At 70.0% G+C, this 16,217-nt stretch carries 11 protein-coding genes; 3 read left to right on the top strand and 8 right to left on the bottom strand.

Annotated features, from left to right (window positions below; all coding sequences use genetic code 11):
* Positions 1-131: 131 nt before the first annotated feature.
* On the bottom strand, positions 132-1,898 hold the full coding sequence (gene arc / locus ACFYMU_RS10715) for a proteasome ATPase (protein ID WP_388371001.1): 1,767 nt from the start codon (positions 1,896-1,898) through the stop codon (positions 132-134).
* Positions 1,899-2,142: 244 nt separating this feature from the next.
* Between arc and ACFYMU_RS10720 the strand changes: the two genes are divergently transcribed.
* Positions 2,143-2,445 carry a ferredoxin gene (locus ACFYMU_RS10720; protein ID WP_388371005.1) on the top strand — a complete coding sequence of 101 codons (303 nt, stop codon included), beginning with the start codon at positions 2,143-2,145 and terminating at the stop codon, positions 2,443-2,445.
* A 79-nt stretch (positions 2,446-2,524) separates the two neighbouring features.
* On the opposite strand, the gene ACFYMU_RS10725 is transcribed toward ACFYMU_RS10720, so the two are convergent.
* The 3 genes from ACFYMU_RS10725 to ACFYMU_RS10735 form a co-directional block, all read right to left on the bottom strand.
* On the bottom strand, positions 2,525-3,103 hold the full coding sequence (locus tag ACFYMU_RS10725) for a hypothetical protein (RefSeq protein ID WP_388371007.1): 579 nt from the start codon (positions 3,101-3,103) through the stop codon (positions 2,525-2,527).
* Positions 3,104-3,320: 217 nt separating this feature from the next.
* Positions 3,321-4,223 (bottom strand): tRNA (adenine-N1)-methyltransferase, encoded by a 903-nt coding sequence (locus ACFYMU_RS10730; protein WP_388371010.1) that lies wholly within the window; start codon positions 4,221-4,223, stop codon positions 3,321-3,323.
* 107 nt (positions 4,224-4,330) lie between these two features.
* Positions 4,331-6,013, bottom strand: coding sequence for a site-2 protease family protein (locus tag ACFYMU_RS10735; RefSeq protein ID WP_388371012.1), 1,683 nt, complete (start codon positions 6,011-6,013; stop codon positions 4,331-4,333).
* A gap of 224 nt (positions 6,014-6,237) precedes the next feature.
* Here ACFYMU_RS10735 and ACFYMU_RS10740 point away from each other — a divergent pair, with 224 nt between their 5' ends.
* Positions 6,238-7,134, top strand: coding sequence for a RecB family exonuclease (locus ACFYMU_RS10740; protein ID WP_388371015.1), 897 nt, complete (start codon positions 6,238-6,240; stop codon positions 7,132-7,134).
* Positions 7,135-7,148: 14 nt separating this feature from the next.
* A complete protein-coding gene (locus ACFYMU_RS10745) occupies positions 7,149-7,820 on the top strand; it encodes a response regulator (protein ID WP_388371018.1) in 672 nt (223 codons plus the stop codon).
* Positions 7,821-7,892: 72 nt separating this feature from the next.
* On the opposite strand, the gene ACFYMU_RS10750 is transcribed toward ACFYMU_RS10745, so the two are convergent.
* The 4 genes from ACFYMU_RS10750 to metH all read right to left on the bottom strand — a co-directional run bounded on the left by ACFYMU_RS10750 (position 7,893) and on the right by metH (position 16,145).
* The gene (locus ACFYMU_RS10750) at positions 7,893-9,476 is read right to left on the bottom strand and encodes an ABC transporter substrate-binding protein (protein ID WP_388371021.1); all 1,584 of its coding nucleotides are present in this window, start codon (positions 9,474-9,476) and stop codon (positions 7,893-7,895) included.
* 136 nt (positions 9,477-9,612) lie between these two features.
* Positions 9,613-11,217 (bottom strand): ABC transporter substrate-binding protein, encoded by a 1,605-nt coding sequence (locus ACFYMU_RS10755; protein ID WP_388371023.1) that lies wholly within the window; start codon positions 11,215-11,217, stop codon positions 9,613-9,615.
* A 414-nt stretch (positions 11,218-11,631) separates the two neighbouring features.
* On the bottom strand, positions 11,632-12,333 hold the full coding sequence (locus tag ACFYMU_RS10760; RefSeq protein WP_388371026.1) for an HAD family hydrolase: 702 nt from the start codon (positions 12,331-12,333) through the stop codon (positions 11,632-11,634).
* A gap of 284 nt (positions 12,334-12,617) precedes the next feature.
* A complete protein-coding gene (gene metH / locus ACFYMU_RS10765; protein WP_388371029.1) occupies positions 12,618-16,145 on the bottom strand; it encodes a methionine synthase in 3,528 nt (1,175 codons plus the stop codon).
* Between the last annotated feature and the right edge of the window lie 72 nt (positions 16,146-16,217).

Below are 16,217 nucleotides of genomic sequence, written 5' to 3' on the forward strand. Positions count from 1 at the left end.
GGCGGTACCGAAGAGCCTAGAACGCCTTTGCGCTGGTGGGGAGATCATTTGCGTCATTGCCTTGCTCCAGCCGTGGCCGGAAAACAGGCGGCTGCGGGTACCCGTCGTGGGCACCCGCAGCCGTCGTGCCCTCAGAGGTACTGGCCGGTGTTCGCCACCGTGTCGATGGAGCGGCCGGTGTCGGCGCCCTGCTTTCCGGTGATGAGGGTGCGGATGTAGACGATCCGTTCGCCCTTCTTTCCGGAGATGCGGGCCCAGTCGTCGGGGTTGGTGGTGTTGGGCAGGTCCTCGTTCTCCTTGAACTCGTCCACGCATGCCTGGAGGAGGTGGGAGACCCTGAGGCCTTTCTGGCGGTGTTCGAGGAAATCCTTGATCGCCATTTTCTTGGCGCGGCCCACGATGTTCTCGATCATGGCGCCGGAGTTGAAGTCCTTGAAGTAGAGGACTTCCTTGTCGCCGTTGGCGTAGGTGACCTCGAGGAAGCGGTTCTCGTCGGATTCGGCGTACATCTGTTCCACGGCGGTCTGGATCATGCCCTGGACGGTGATCGCCTTGTCGCCTCCGTGCTCGCTGACGTCGTCGGCGTGCAGGGGGAGGTTCTCGGTGAGGTACTTCCCGAAGATGTCCTTGGCCGCTTCGGCGTCCGGACGCTCGATCTTGATCTTCACGTCGAGCCGGCCGGGGCGCAGGATCGCGGGGTCGATCATGTCCTCGCGGTTGGAGGCGCCGATGACCACCACGTTCTGCAGGCCCTCCACGCCGTCGATCTCGGCGAGCAGCTGGGGGACGATGGTGTTCTCCACGTCCGAGCTGACGCCGGAGCCGCGGGTGCGGAAGAGGGATTCCATCTCGTCGAAGAAGACGATGACGGGTGTGCCCTCGCTGGCCTTCTCGCGGGCGCGCTGGAAGACGAGGCGGATCTGCCGCTCGGTCTCGCCGACGTACTTGTTCAGGAGCTCGGGGCCCTTGATGTTGAGGAAGAAGCTCTTGCCGGCGGCCTGGCCGGTCACCTCGGCGACCTTCTTGGCGAGGGAGTTCGCGACGGCCTTGGCGATGAGCGTCTTGCCGCATCCGGGGGGCCCGTACAGCAGGACGCCCTTGGGCGGCCGCAGTTCGTGCTCCTTGAACAGGTCGGGGTAGAGGTACGGGAGCTCGACGGCGTCCCGGATGGCCTCGATCTGGTTGCCGAGGCCGCCGATCTGTTCGTAGCCGATGTCCGGTACCTCTTCGAGGACGAGTTCCTCGACTTCGCTCTTGGGCACGACCTCGTAGACGTAGCCGGAGCGTGGTTCGAGCAGGAGGGCGTCGCCGGGCCGGATGGTGACGTCCAGCAGCGGCTCGGCGAGCCGTACCACCCGTTCCTCGTCGGTGTGCCCGAGCACGAGGGCGCGCTCGCCGTCCTCCAGGATCTCCTTGAGGGTGACGATGTCACCGACGCGCTCGAATTCCATGGCCTCGACCACGTTGAGCGCTTCGTTGAGCATCACTTCCTGGCCGCGCCGGAGCTCGTCGAGTTCGACGCCGGGGCTGACGTTCACGCGGAGTTTGCGGCCTCCGGTGAAGATGTCGGCCGTGCCGTCCTCGTTGGCCTGCAGGAAGACGCCGAAGCCGGCCGGTGGCTGTGCGAGCCGGTCGACTTCTTCCTTGAGGGCGACGATCTGGTCGCGGGCCTCACGGAGCGTATTGGCGAGCCGCTCGTTCTGTGCGGACACGCCGGCCAGATTGGTCTGCAGCTCGACGATCCGCTCTTCGAGAATCCTCGTGTGTCGCGGAGAGTCGGCGAGCTTGCGTCGCAGGACGGCGATCTCCTGCTCAAGGTAGGCGATCTGCCCGGCAGGGTCGTCGGACCCTCGTCCCGGGCGGATGCCGCGGTTCATGTCGTCGTCGTGGGCTGCCACGGTCCTCACCTCCTCCAAGGGGAGCTGGACGCTTCCAGACCCTACCTGGGCGGGTGTCGATTGAAACCCCTAGATCACAAAGACTGTCGGGGTGTGTCCGATCTTCACCCTTGCGCTCTCCCTCACGCCAGGGGAATACCCACCGAACATGGTTGGGAAGCGGCCGAGGGTAGGGTCGGGTTGTTCAACACCCGCCGGAGCTGGCCGGATTCCCGGTGGCCCGGCGCAGGAGACGGCAGGGGAGATGACGGTGCAGCAGCGGGCCGGGGCCGGTGGTGAGGCGCTGGAGGTGTGGATCGACCAGGATCTGTGCACCGGCGACGGCATCTGTGTGCAGTACGCGCCGGAGGTCTTCGAGCTGGACATCGACGGGCTGGCCTACGTGAAGGGCCCGGATGGCGAGCTCTTGCAGGTCAGGGCCGCGGCGCCGGTGCCGTTGCCGCTGCTCGAGGATGTGGTGTCCTCGGCCCGGGAGTGCCCGGGCGAGTGCATTCACGTGCGTCGGATTTCGGACAGGGTGGAGGTCCACGGCCCGGACGCCGCGTGATCGTACGACCACCTGCTGTCACGAATGTCTGGTTTCTCACATTCCGCCGACGCGTGGCGGGCGATGTGCCGCGGGGTGGTCACACGTTCCGGCTGTCGGCGGGCGTGGAGCGGACGAACACGCCGCCCTTCCACTGCCACTTGGCGGGAGCCTTCGTGTCGGGGCAGCAACTCGGCACGTCGGGCGAGGAGTAGCCGAGGAGGGTGGCGGTGACCGCGGCGTCGCGGACGGCGAAGTCGATGACGGTGAGGCGGTCCTTGGGGTCGACGAGGGTGGCGACCACGCGGGGCCTGGGGGTGCTCGCCGCCTGGGTGAGGACGTAGACGCCGTCGGGTGGGGTGCCCATGCTCGCGTCGCAGTGGACGAGGGCGACGGTTTCGGGGCGGCCGTCGCCGTCGAGGTCGCCGGTGGCCTTCTTGCGGACGAGCAGTCTGGTGGGCCCGCAGTCGAGGGGGAAGTCGGCCCGGGCCGGGTCGGGGGGCGCGGTCGCGGCGGGGGCCGCCTTGGTCTCGGTGTGGCGCTGGGCCGCCGTCGCGCTGGAGCCCGGTTGCAGCACGGACGACAGGGCGATCACGCCGGAGACGGCGGTGGCGGTGGCGACCCAGTGGATGGGCCGGGTGGCGGTGTGCGCGAGTTCCGGTACGGCGGGATGCTGCACGACGGAGGTGTCTCCTGTGAGGGCTGTGCCGGTGGGGTGCCCCGCATCGTGCCACACGTCACAGTGCCGAGGGAACGGCGGGGCTGCACTTCTGGCGGTGCGTCAGTTCTCGGGGCGCGGACGGTGCCTCAACACAAGAGCGCCGTGGCCGAGTTCCCGGGTGTTCGGGGGAACTCGGCCACGGCTTCGATTCGTTGACCTGGGGTGGTGAGCCGCTTCAGCGGCCCTGGCCTCCGTCGGCGTTGGGGCCGGCGTAGTCCTCGCCGTAGGCGCCCTTGGCGGGGCGGCGGCGGCGCATGGGGGGCTCGACGCCGTCGGCGAGGCGGCGGGCGGTGAGGAGGAAGCCGGTGTGGCCGATCATCCGGTGGTCGGGGCGGACGGCGAGGCCCTCGATGTGCCAGTTGCGGATCATCGTCTCCCAGGCGGTCGGCTCGTTGAAGCAGCCGATCTCGCGGATGGACTCGACGGTCCGGGCGAGCTGGGTGGTGGTGGCGACGTAGCAGCAGAGGATGCCGCCGGGGACGAGCGCCTTGGAGACGGCGTCCAGGCATTCCCAGGGGGCGAGCATGTCGAGGATGACGCGGTCGACGTCGGTGTCGGACAGGTTGTCCTGGAGGTCGCCGACGGTGAGCTGCCAGGCGGGGTGCGGGCCGCCGAAGTAGCGCTCGACGTTGGCCTGCGCGATCTCGGCGAAGTCGGCGCGGCGCTCGTAGCTGTGCAGCATGCCCTGGTCGCCGATGGCGCGCAGCAGGAAGCTGCTGAGCGAGCCCGAGCCGACGCCGGCTTCGACGACGCGCGCGCCGGGGAAGATGTCGGCGAAGGCGAGGATCTGCCCCGCGTCCTTGGGGTAGACGACGGCTGCCCCGCGGGGCATGGACAGGACGTAGTCGGGGAGCAGGGGGCGCAGCGCGAGGTAGGCGACGTTCCCGGTGGTGCGGACAACGCTGCCCTCGGGAGCGCCGATCAGTTCGTCGTGGGGGAAGGAACCCTTGTGGGTGTGGAAGTTCTTCCCCGCTTCGAGCGTGAACGTGTAGTGGCGGCCCTTGGGGTCGGTCAGCTGTACCTGGTCCCCGACCTTGAAGGGCCCGCGACGGCGGGCGGCACCGGTCGGTTCGGACATGTGACCAGCCTACCGGGCGCCGCAGGGACCGCCGACCACGTGCCCGCCCCCGGGCACCGGCCCGGTGCCGGGTCGGTGCCGGGTCGGTGCCGGGTCGGTGCCGTGGCTCAGCTGGGGCGGGCCATCGCCTTGACGAAGGCGCGTTCGACGTCCGCGGCGGACAGGACGCCGTAGATCTCGCCGGTCTCCTCGACGACGAGGTATTCGGTGGCGGGGGCGGCGCGCAGGGCGTCGAGGAGGTCCTCGCCGGAGAGTTCCGCGGAGACGCGCATGCCGTCGGTGAGTTCCTGGGCGAGGCCGCTGACGGGGACCCAGGGGCGGCGGTGTTCCGGTACGCCGACGATGGCGGCCTCGCGGACGAGGGAGAGGGGCCGGCCGTCGGCGTCGACGACGACGAGGGCACGGGCTCCCACGTCGTTGGCGCGGCGCAGCGCCTCGGAGAGGGGGGTGTCGGTCTCGACGGGGACGGCGCGGCGGGTGAGGGTGCGGGCGCGCAGGTCGGGGAGGTGTTCGCGCAGGCGGGCCATGCGGAGGCTGTTGCCGGCGCCGGTCCAGATGATCGCGGCGAGGATGGCGGCGAGCAGGGCGTCGGTGACGGTGTCCATGCCGACGTTGTCCTCGGCGGTGGAGCCGAGGGCGCCGGACTGGGTGAGCAGGGGCAGGCCGACCAGGACGGAGACGGCGAGGGCGCGGCCGACCCAGGCGGCGGCGATGGTGCCGCTCATGGGCCTGCCGGTGATCTTCCAGACGACGGCGCGCAGCATGCGGCCGCCGTCGAGGGGGAGGCCGGGGAGCAGGTTGAAGGCGGCCACGATGAGGTTGGAGATCATCAGGCCGGCCAGCAGGACGCCGGGGACGGTGTCGGGGTCGACGGGCTGCATGGCGAGGTAGAAGGCCCCGGCGAGGACGAGGGAGAGCAGGGGGCCGACGAAGGCGAGCACGAACTCGCGGCCGGGGGTCTCGGCTTCCTTCTCGATCTCGGAGACGCCGCCGAAGAACTGGAGCTGGATGCGGCGCACCGGCAGTTTGAAGCGGAGGGCGGCGACGGTGTGGGCGAGTTCGTGGATGAGGACGGAGGCGTAGAAGGCGACCGCGAAGAAGAGGGAGACGAGGTAGCGGGCGGCGCCGAGTCCGGGCAGGACGCGGTCGAGCTGGCCGCCGAAGACCCAGGTGATGAGGGCGGCGACGAGGAACCAGCTGGGCGCGACGTAGACGGGTACGCCGAAGGGCCGGCCCATGAGGATGCCGCCGCCGGGTTCCCTGGGGCGCCGTGGGGGGCGGCCCTTGCCGGTGGGGCCGGAGCCGGCGAGGGTGCGGGCCGGGGCGGGGCCGGTGGGGTGGGGTGGTGCGGTGGGGGGCGTGGGGCGCGTCTCGGTGGCCGGTTCGTCGTCGCCCGCGGGGGACGGACGGGTGTCCCGGTCGTCGGGGCGGGGCGGGGGGTCCTGGTCGGCGGCGGCGGGTGCCGCGGGGCGGTCGCCGGACGGCGTCGTCGGCGCGGTGGGGGTCGCGGGGCCGGGGTCCGGTGCCGTCGGGCCGTCGTCCGCCGCCGCGGGCCGGGTGGCGGTGTCCCGGGGGCCCTCGGGCGCCGTGGGGGTGCCGGCGGGCGCGGGGGGATCCGCGTCCTGTCCGGGTGCCGTCCCGTCCCCGGCCGGGGTCGGCCGGTCGCCGGCGCGGTCCCGTTCCTCCTCGGGGCGCGCGCTGTCGGCGGTCCGTGCCGTGGGGGCCGCCTCGTGGTCGGTCGCCCCGTCGTTGCCGGAGCGCGGCTGTCCGCTCCCGCCGCTCTGGTCCACGCTGTCCCCTCGTTCGATGCGTCTCCCGGGCCCGGTCGTGCCGGGCGGGAGGGTCTGTGGTCGATGGTATGCGCCACTCGGGCCGTGTTCCGCCTCGGCACCCGTTCCGTTGTGCCCGCACTCGCGTCGGGGCGGGGGCCGGCGGTCCCGGATCCGCGGCGTGCGCGGCCCGGGGCGGGACGCGGCTGTGTCACTGTCAGTGGCGGGCCGTATGGTCTGTGGTCATGGAAACCCGCACCGACGGCGTCGCCGAGCCGTCCGCCGTGGCCGCCGTGCCCCCGGCATCGTTGTCGCCCTCGCGCGCCGGTGACTTCATGCAGTGCCCTTTGCTGTACAGGTTCCGGGTGATCGACCGGCTGCCCGAGAAGCCGAGCGAGGCGGCGACGCGGGGCACGCTGGTGCATGCGGTGCTGGAGCGGCTCTTCGACGTGCCGGCCGTCGAGCGGACCGCGCCGCGCGCCAGGTCCTTGGTGCCCGGTCAGTGGGACCGGCTGCGGGAGAGCAGACCGGAGGTCGTGGAGCTGTTCGCGGACGACCCGGACGGTGAGCGGCTGGCGCGCTGGCTGGAGGAGGCGGAGCGGCTCGTCGAGCGATGGTTCGCGCTGGAGGACCCGGCGCGTCTGGAGCCCGCGGAGCGGGAGCTGTTCGTGGAGGCGGAGCTGGAGTCGGGGCTGAGGCTGCGCGGGATCATCGACCGGGTCGACGTGGCGTCCACGGGCGAGGTGCGGATCGTCGACTACAAGACGGGCAAGGCTCCCCGGCCGGAGTACGCCGAGGGCGCGCTGTTCCAGATGAAGTTCTACGCCCTGGTGGTGTGGCGGCTGAAGGGGATCGTCCCGCGGCGGCTGCAGCTCGTGTATCTCGGCAGCGGGGACGTGCTGACGTACGATCCGGTCCCCGCGGACCTGGAGCGCGTGGAGCGCAAGCTGCTCGCGCTGTGGGAGGCGATCCAGCTGGCGACGCGGACGGGTGAGTGGCGGCCCCGTCCGACGAAGCTGTGCGGCTGGTGCGACCACCAGGACCGGTGTCCGGAGTTCGGGGGCACTCCCCCGCCGTATCCGCTGCCGGTCGGGGAGCCGGAATCGGGGGGCGGGGAGCAGAGCAGAATGGGGCGGGACTAGCGAAGGAGACTGACGTGGCCATCCGCGTCCTACTGGTCGACGACCAGCCGCTGCTGCGTACGGGCTTCCGGATGATCCTGGAGGCCGAGCAGGACGTCGCGGTCGTCGGTGAGGCCGGGGACGGCCTCCAGGCGCTCGACCAGGTGCGTGCCCTGCAGCCCGATGTGGTTCTGATGGACATCCGTATGCCCCGGATGGACGGGGTGGAGGCGACCCGGCAGATCACCGGGCCCGGCCGGGACGGCCCGGCCAAGGTGCTGGTGCTGACCACCTTCGATCTCGACGAGTACGTGGTGGAGGCGCTGCGCGCCGGTGCCAGCGGTTTCCTCCTCAAGGACGCCCCGGCGCATGAGCTGGTGCAGGCGATCCGGGTGGTCGCCGCGGGCGAGGCGATGCTCGCGCCGAGCATCACGCGCCGGCTGCTCGACAAGTACGCGGGGCATCTGCCGTCCGGGGAGGAGCCGGTGCCCGACACGCTGCACACCCTCACCGAGCGCGAGGTGGAGGTGCTGAAGCTGGTGGCGCGGGGGCTGTCCAACGCGGAGATCGCCGCGGACCTCTTCGTCAGCGAGACGACGGTGAAGACCCATGTGGGCCATGTGCTGACGAAGCTGGGGCTGCGGGACCGGGTGCAGGCCGCTGTGTACGCGTACGAGAGCGGGCTGGTGCGCCCCGGGGCGCAGTAGGCGGGGCGGCGGCGGGCGCGGAAGGTGCCCTCGTACGAGGGGGCCCTCCGCCCGCCGCCCGTGCGGCTTCGTTCAGCCCTTGCTGATCTCCCAGAACCGGAACACCGCCGCGGGGTCGAGGCAGTACTCGAGTCCGTAGATGTCGTCGCGGGTGACTGCGTACTGCTTGGCCTGCCACACCGGGATGACCGGCAGGTCGTCGGCGACGATGTCCTGGAGCTTGCCGTAGTCGGCGTTGGTGGAGGAGCGGTCGCTCTGGGCGGCCGTCCTCGGGATCAGATCGCTGGTGATGGTGCGGTTGACGTAGCGGTTGTCGAGCACGTTGCCCTTGCCGAAGAAGGGCGCGGTGAAGTTGTCGGGGTCCGGGTAGTCGGGGACCCAGCCCTTGACGTAGACGCCGTACTTGCCCTGCGCGATGTCCTTCTCGTACCGGTCGAAGGGCACGGACGTGACCGTGGCGTTGAACAGCCCGCTGTCGTTGAGCTGCCGGGCGATCGTCCTCAGCTCCTCGTCGGTGGCGGGCCCGTAGCGGGAGGGGGTCGACCACAGGGTCAGCCGCACCTTGTCGAAGATGCCCTCGGACTGCAGGGCGGCCCTGGCCTTGTCCTTGGACGGGCGGGCGCCGTAGGTGTCGAAGAAGGACGTGTTGTGGCCGGTGATGCCCGCGGGGATGATCGAGTAGAGCGGTGTCGCGGTGTTGTCGTAGACCTTGTCGACGAGCGCTTCGCGGTCGAGGAGGTAGGCGACGGCCTTGCGGACGCCGAGCTTGCCCGCCACGGGGTCGTCCATGTTGAAGACGAGGTGCTGGACCTCGGCGCTGGAGCCGTCGACGACCTTGATGTCCTTGCCGGTGTCGGTGTCGTCGGCGATGTCGGCGACGTCCGCGGCGATGAGGCCGCGGTAGGCGAGGTCGACCTCCTTGTCGAGCAGGGCTTTCTTCAGGGCTTTCTGGTCGCCGTGGAAGAACTTCATGGTGACGCCGGAGTTGCGGACGTGGGCGGGGCCCTTGTAGCGGCCGTTGACCGAGAAGACCGCTTTGTCCTTGCCGAAGGAGTCCAGGGTGTACGGGCCGGACCCGACCGCCTTGTTGTCCTTGCGCAGGGCGTCGGCGGGGTACTGGGTGTGGTCCACGATGGAGCCGGCGCCGGAGGCTATCTTGCTGGGGAAGGTGGCGTCGGCGTACTTCAGCTTGAAGACGACGGTCTTCTCGTCCGGTGTCTCCACCGAGCCCAGCATGGGGAACATGTTCGCGGGACCGTTGGGGTCGTTGATCTTCAACAGCCGGTCGAAGGAGAACTTGACGTCTTCCGAGGTGAGCGAGTCACCGTTGCTGAACGTCAGTCCATCCTCGAGCGTGCACCGGTAGACCCTGGTCTGGGTGTCCGTGAACTGGCATTCCCTGGCGGCCTCGGGCACGGGTTCCGTGCCGCCCTTGGGGAAGTTCAGCAGCGTCTGGAACACGTTGTTGAACAGCATCCAGGAGCCCGGGTCGTAACCGGACGCCGGGTCTGTGGCCAGGACGTCGTCGGACATCCCCATCACGACGGAGGAGCCGGATCCTCCGGAGTCACCGGACTGCGTGCCGCATCCGGTGAGCAGGCCGACGGCGAGCCCTGCCGCGAGGGACAGGACGGGCCACGGGGTGCGCATGTTCACGTGCATGTGCCTTGTCTCGGGTTCTGGGTGGCCCCGAACACCACGAAGCCCAGGGCCTGTGGGCGCTCCCGGATCGTACCGCGAACACGACAAGGGCCCCCGGGGGGATACCCGAGGGCCCGCGGAGGGGTCGACGTCAGTCGCTCACGCCGCGACCGAGCTCCCAGAGTTGCAGCGTGGAAGAGGAGTTCATGGCGTACTCACTGCCCGTGACGTCGTCACGGGCGGCCACGTACTGCTTGCCCTGCCACAGCGGGATGACCGGTACGTCCTTGGCGACGATGCCCTGGATGTCGGTGAGGCTCTTCGACGCGGACAGCCGGTCGGCCTGCCGGCGGGACCGGGGGATCAGGGTGTTGCGGATCTCGCTGTTCGCGTAGGGCGAGCCGAGGGTGTTGTCCGCGTCGAGGAACGGCGCGAGGTAGTTGTCGGCGTCCGGGAAGTCCGGGAACCAGCCCATGCCGTAGACGTCGTACCGGCCCTTCTGCTCGGCCTTGCGGAACTTGTTCCAGGGCGTGCCCTCGATGCCGACGTCGAACAGCCCGCTCGCGTTGAGCTGCTGCCGCAGCACCTCGAACTCCTTGGCGGTGGCCGGGCCGTAGTGGTCGGTCGTGTAGTGCAGCGTCAGCTTCACCGGGGTGGTGACGCCCGCCTCGGTCAGCAGGCTGCGGGCCTTGGCGACGCTGGGCTCGCTGTACCTGTTGAAGAACGAGTTGGCGTGGCCGGTGACGCCGGCCGCGACGAGGGAGTACAGGGGCTGGGCCTGGGTGCCGTACACCTTGGCGACCAGTGCGGCGCGGTCGATGATCTGTGCCATGGCCTGACGGACGGCCTTGTTCTTGACCGAGGGGGCGTCCGTGTCGAAGCCGAGGAAGCGGATCTCCAGGCCCGCCATCTCGACCAGGTTCACATTGCCGCCGTTGGCGTTCTGGAGCTTGCGGATCTGCTCCGGCGACATCGTGCGGGTCATGACGTCGATGTCGCCCTTGTCGAGCGCGGCGCCCATGCTGTCGGCGTCGTCGAAGGACTTCAGCTCCACCGTGTCGTTCTTCGGCTTCAGCAGCCCGTCGTAGTGCGGGTTCTTGGTGAAGGTCGCCTTGACGAGCTCGTTGTCCTTGACCTCGGCGTGCATCGTGTAGGGGCCGGAGCCGTCGATGTCGAAACCGTCGCGCAGCTTCTTCTTGTCGTAGTCCTTGGGGTTGACGATGCCGGCGACCGGCGTCGACAGCTTGAACGGGAAGGTGGCGTCCGCCGTCTTGAGATGGAAGATGACTTCGTTGTCACCGTGCGTCTCGACGGTGTCGATGGTGGACAGCAAGGCCCAGACCTCGCTGTCGGACTTGATGGCGAGGGCCCGGTCGATGGAGAACTTGACGTCGGCCGCGGTCACCGGGTCGCCGTCGGAGAACGTCAGGTCGCTGCGCAGCTTGCAGGCGTAGCGCTCGTTGCCGGTGTCGGTGAACCCGCAGTTCTCGGCGGCCTCGGGTACGGGGTCGCCCTCGCCGCGGGGCTGGACCATCAGTGTCTGGACGGTCTGCCGGAGGATGTTCCAGCTGCCCACGTCGTACGCGAACGCCGGGTCGAGGGGGGCGGGGGCGTCGCTGGAGGCGGTGAACCGGTCGGTGGTGCCGACGACGATGGCGTCACCACCCCCGCCCCCGCTGCCCGACCCGCCACAGGCAGCGAGGGCGGGGGTGAGCAGACCAGCGACGGCAGACAGCACCAAGGTCTTGCGGTTCATGCTCGAGTTTCTCCAGAGCTGGGAAGTCCGTGCATGCGGCAAACATCGGCGCTGCGGCGGATCACGGGAATGTGTCGATGCTTTCGCGACGAGGTTAGTCCGGACCTGAAGGGACGCTAAAGCCGCCGAAGTTGGCGCCCCATCACGCTGCGGAACCGGCCGCGGACGCACCGGCAGAGCGGACGCGGAAGGATTCGCGCAACGTCTCACCAATCGGGGCACAAGGGCACACCACGGCCGCCCTCACGGGGTGGAACAGCACACGCCGGGTCACCCGTCGAGGCCCGCAGGCGTGGCAAACATCACACCTGAGTCGCCCGGGCACGGCGAAATTCGGCCTCGTGGCCGAATGTATTCATTCGAATATCCGGGCCGCAGTGATACATATATTCAGCGGCGGTGGGCGTGCGGCGCCTATCGCATTTCCGTCATCACACCGTGGAGAAATGGCAGGTCAACCTCTTCCAGCGAGGTCACCACGGTGCGGCCGGCCGCCGGTGCGATCGGGGCGACCGACGGCACGGCGACCACCCGGCAGCCCGCGGCCTCGGCGGCGGCGACGCCGGTCGCCGTGTCCTCGATGACCGCGCACCGGGTGGGATGCGCGTCAAGGCCCGTGGCCGCGAGCAGATACGGATCCGGGAAGGGCTTGGTGCGCCCGACCTCGTCCCCCGCGACGGTCAGCGCGAAGTACTGCGGGCCGAGCGAGTCCAGGACGCGGTCGATGATGCGCCGGTGGGAGGCGGAGACGAGGGCGGTGGGGATCTCGTGCGCCGCCAGTTCGGCCAACAGCCGTGCTGCGCCCGGCATCAGGGGCAGGCTGCGGCCGATGCGCTGCTCGAAACCGTCGTTGAGGAGCACACTCAGCTCCTCGAAGGTGATGTCGGCGCCGGTGGCCTCGATCAGGAAGCCCGCGCTGCGGGTCATGGGACCGCCCACGACGACGTGCCGCCACGACTCGTCGAGCGTGTGCCCGAGAGTGGCGAAGACGTCGACCTCGACCTCCCACCAGAATCCCTCGGTGTCCACCAGGGTGCCGTCCATGTCGAGGAGCACCGCCTGCAGCGCGGAGCCTTCGGCCGTACGGGTTCCGAGCGCGGGAACCGTGGTGGTCATCAGGCGTACCTCCTTGAAGGGACGACCAGGCCGGTTCCCGGACGGGGAACCGGCCTGCGGTGGACCGACCAGTGTACGACGCTCGTGAAGCATGCGCCTGTCAACGGGGAAACGCCGGTGCGTGTCGGTGCGCCCGGGACGCTCCGGGTGGCGGGGCGTCTCCGAATGGCGGGGCGTCCCCGGGTGGCGGGGCCCTCCGTTCCGGCCCGCGGGCACCCAGGGGCGGCGGCGCCCCCGCGCCGACGGCGAGGGGGCGCCGCGGGACGACGGCGTACGGCCGCGCGTCACCGCGCGTTGAAGTACTTGGCCTCCGGGTGGTGGATCACGATCGCGTCCGTGGACTGCTCCGGGTGGAGCTGGAACTCCTCGGAGAGGTGGACACCGATCCGCTCCGGCTCCAGCAGCCGGGCGATCTTGGCGCGGTCCTCCAGGTCGGGGCAGGCGCCGTAGCCGAGGGAGAAGCGGGCGCCCCGGTACCTGAGGGCGAACATGTCCTCGATGTCGGCCGGGTCCTCACCGGCGAAGCCCAGCTCCGACCGCACGCGCGCGTGCCAGTACTCGGCCAGTGCCTCCGCCAACTGCACCGACAGGCCGTGCAGTTCGAGGTAGTCGCGATAGGAGTTCGACTCGAACAGCCGTGCGGTCTCCGCGCCGATCCTCGAGCCGACGGTGACGACCTGGAAGCCGACGACGTCGGTCTCGCCCGACTCCTCCGGGCGGAAGAAGTCGGCCAGGCACAGCCGGCGGCCGCGGCGCTGGCGCGGGAAGGTGAAGCGGGTGCGCTCGTTGCCTTCCTCGTCCAGGACGATCAGGTCGTCGTCCTTGGACACGCACGGGAAGTAGCCGTACACGACGGCCGCTTCGAGGAGGTTGTCCGTCTGGAGCCGGTCCAGCAGACCGCGCAGCCGGGGCCGGCCCTCCGTCTCGGCCAGTTCCTCGTACGTCGGCCCCTCACCCGTACGCGCCTGCTTGAGGCCCCACTGCCCCTTGAACAGGGCGCCCTCGTCCAGCCAGGAGGCGTACTCCTTGAGCTGGACGCCCTTGACCACCCGGCTGCCCCAGAACGGCGGGGTCGGCACCGGGTTGTCCGTGGCCACGTCGGAGCGGACATGGCCCTCCTCCGGCCGCGGCTCCTCGATCTCGACCGTGGCCGCCCGCACCCGGCGCTGCCTCAGTTCGGGCAGGGCCGCGCCGGGCACGCCGCGCTTGACGCCGATCAGGGCGTCCATCAGCCGCAGGCCCTCGAAGGCGTCCCGGGCGTAGCGCACCTCGCCCTCGTAGATCTCGTGCAGGTCCTGTTCGACGTACGCCCGGGTCAGCGCGGCGCCGCCGAGGATGACCGGGTAGGTGGCGGCCAGGCCACGCTGGTTGAGCTCCTCCAGGTTCTCCTTCATGATCACCGTGGACTTCACCAGGAGCCCCGACATGCCGATGACATCGGCCCGGTGCTCCTCGGCGGCCTCCAGGATCGCGGAGACCGGCTGCTTGATACCGAGGTTGACGACGTTGTAGCCGTTGTTGGACAGGATGATGTCCACCAGGTTCTTGCCGATGTCGTGCACGTCGCCGCGCACGGTGGCCAGCACGATGGTGCCCTTGCCCGCCTCGTCGGTCTTGTCCATGTGGGGTTCGAGGTAGGCGACCGCGCTCTTCATGACCTCGGCGGACTGGAGCACGAACGGCAGCTGCATCTGGCCGGAGCCGAACAGCTCACCGACCACCTTCATGCCCGCGAGCAGCGTGTCGTTGACGATGTCCAGAGCCTTGCGCGTCTCAAGAGCCTCGTCGAGATCCGCCTCCAGACCGTTCTTCTCACCGTCGACGATCCGCCGCGCGAGCCGCTCCTCCAGCGGCAGCGCGGCCAGTTCCTCGGCCTTCCCCGCCTTCAGGGACGTGGCCGTGGCGCCCTCGAACAACGCCATCAGCTTCTGCAGCGGGTCGTACCCCTCGCGGCGCCGGTCGTGGATCAGGTCGAGGGCGGTGGTCACCTGCTCCTCGTCGAAGCGCGCGATCGGCAGGATCTTCGAGGCGTGCACGATCGCCGAGTCCAGCCCCGCCTTCACACACTCGTCCAGGAACACCGAGTTGAGCAGGATGCGGGCGGCCGGGTTGAGACCGAAGGAGATGTTCGACAGGCCCAGCGTGGTCTGCACGTCGGGGTGGCGCCGCTTCAGCTCACGGATCGCCTCGATCGTCGCGGTCCCGTCCTTGCGGGACTCCTCCTGCCCCGTACAGATGGTGAAGGTCAGGCAGTCCACCAGGATGTCCTCCTCTCGGATGCCCCAGTTGCCGGTCAGATCGGCGATCAGCCGCTCCGCGATCTCGACCTTCTTCTCCGCCGTACGCGCCTGTCCCTCCTCGTCGATCGTCAGCGCGATCAGCGCGGCACCGTGCTCCTTCGCCAGCCGTGTGACCTTCGCGAAACGGGACTCGGGCCCGTCACCGTCCTCGTAGTTGACGGAGTTGATGACCGCACGGCCGCCCAGCTTCTCCAGACCCGCCCTGAGGACCTCCACCTCGGTGGAGTCCAGCACCAGCGGCAGCGTCGAAGCGGTGGCGAACCGCCCCGCCAGCTCCTCCATGTCCGCGACCCCGTCACGGCCCACGTAGTCCACGCACAGGTCCAGCATGTGCGCACCCTCACGGATCTGCGCACGCGCCGTCTCCACACAGTCGTCCCAGCGGCCCTCCAGCATCGCCTCCCGGAACTTCTTCGAGCCGTTGGCATTCGTGCGCTCACCGATCGCCAGGTACGAGGTGTCCTGCCGGAACGGCACCGACTGGTAGAGCGACGCCGCGCCCGGCTCCGGCTGCGGCCGGCGCTCGGCCGGGCCGACGCCGCGCACGCGCTCGACCACCTGCCTGAGGTGCTCGGGGGTGGTGCCGCAGCAGCCGCCGACCAGGGACAGGCCGTAGTCGCGGACGAAGTTCTCCTGGGCGTCGGCCAGCCCCTCGGGGCCGAGCGGGAAGTGCGCGCCGTCCTTGGTGAGGACCGGCAGGCCCGCGTTCGGCATGCACAGCAGCGGGATGCGGGAGTGGCGCGCCAGGTAGCGCAGGTGCTCGCTCATCTCGGCGGGGCCGGTCGAGCAGTTCAGGCCGATCATGTCGATGCCCAGCGGCTCCAGCGCGGTCAGCGCCGCACCGATCTCCGAGCCGAGCAGCATCGTGCCGGTCGTCTCGAACGCCATCGAGCACAGCAGGGGCACCTCGACACCGGTGGCCTCCATGGCGCGTCGGGCGCCCAGGACCGACGCCTTGGTCTGCAGCAGGTCCTGGGTGGTCTCCACGATCAGCGCGTCCGCGCCGCCGGCCAGCAGGCCCTCCGCGTTGGCCTGGAAGCCGTCGCGGATCGTGGTGTAGGCGATGTGGCCGAGGGTGGGCAGCTTGGTGCCGGGCCCCATGGAGCCGAGGACCCAGCGGGGGCGGCCGTCACCGGCCACGAAGGTGTCCGCCACCTCACGGGCGATCCGGGCGCCCGCCTCGGACAGCTCGTGCACGCGGTCGGCGATCTCGTACTCGGTCATGGCCGCGTGGTTCGCCCCGAACGTGTTCGTCTCCACGCAGTCGACGCCCACCGAGAAGTACGCCTCGTGGACGGAGCGGACGATGTCGGGGCGGGTCAGGTTGAGGATCTCGTTGCAGCCCTCGAGGCCCTCGAAGTCCTCCAGCGTGGGGTCCTGGGCCTGGAGCATCGTGCCCATCGCCCCGTCGGCCACCACGACGCGGGTGGCGAGGGCGTCGCGGAGGGTCTCGGTTCGGTTCCGGCTGTCGGCGGAGGCGGACGAAAGGGACGGGTTCGGCAACGAGGCCATGGAAGATGCTCCCTGGAGTGCGACGGCTGTCGGCTTTGCGCCTCCCACGGAAGACGCACGCCGCCAGGGTAG

The organism is Streptomyces sp. NPDC007264, assembly GCF_042869095.1.
GTDB lineage: Bacteria > Actinomycetota > Actinomycetes > Streptomycetales > Streptomycetaceae > Streptomyces.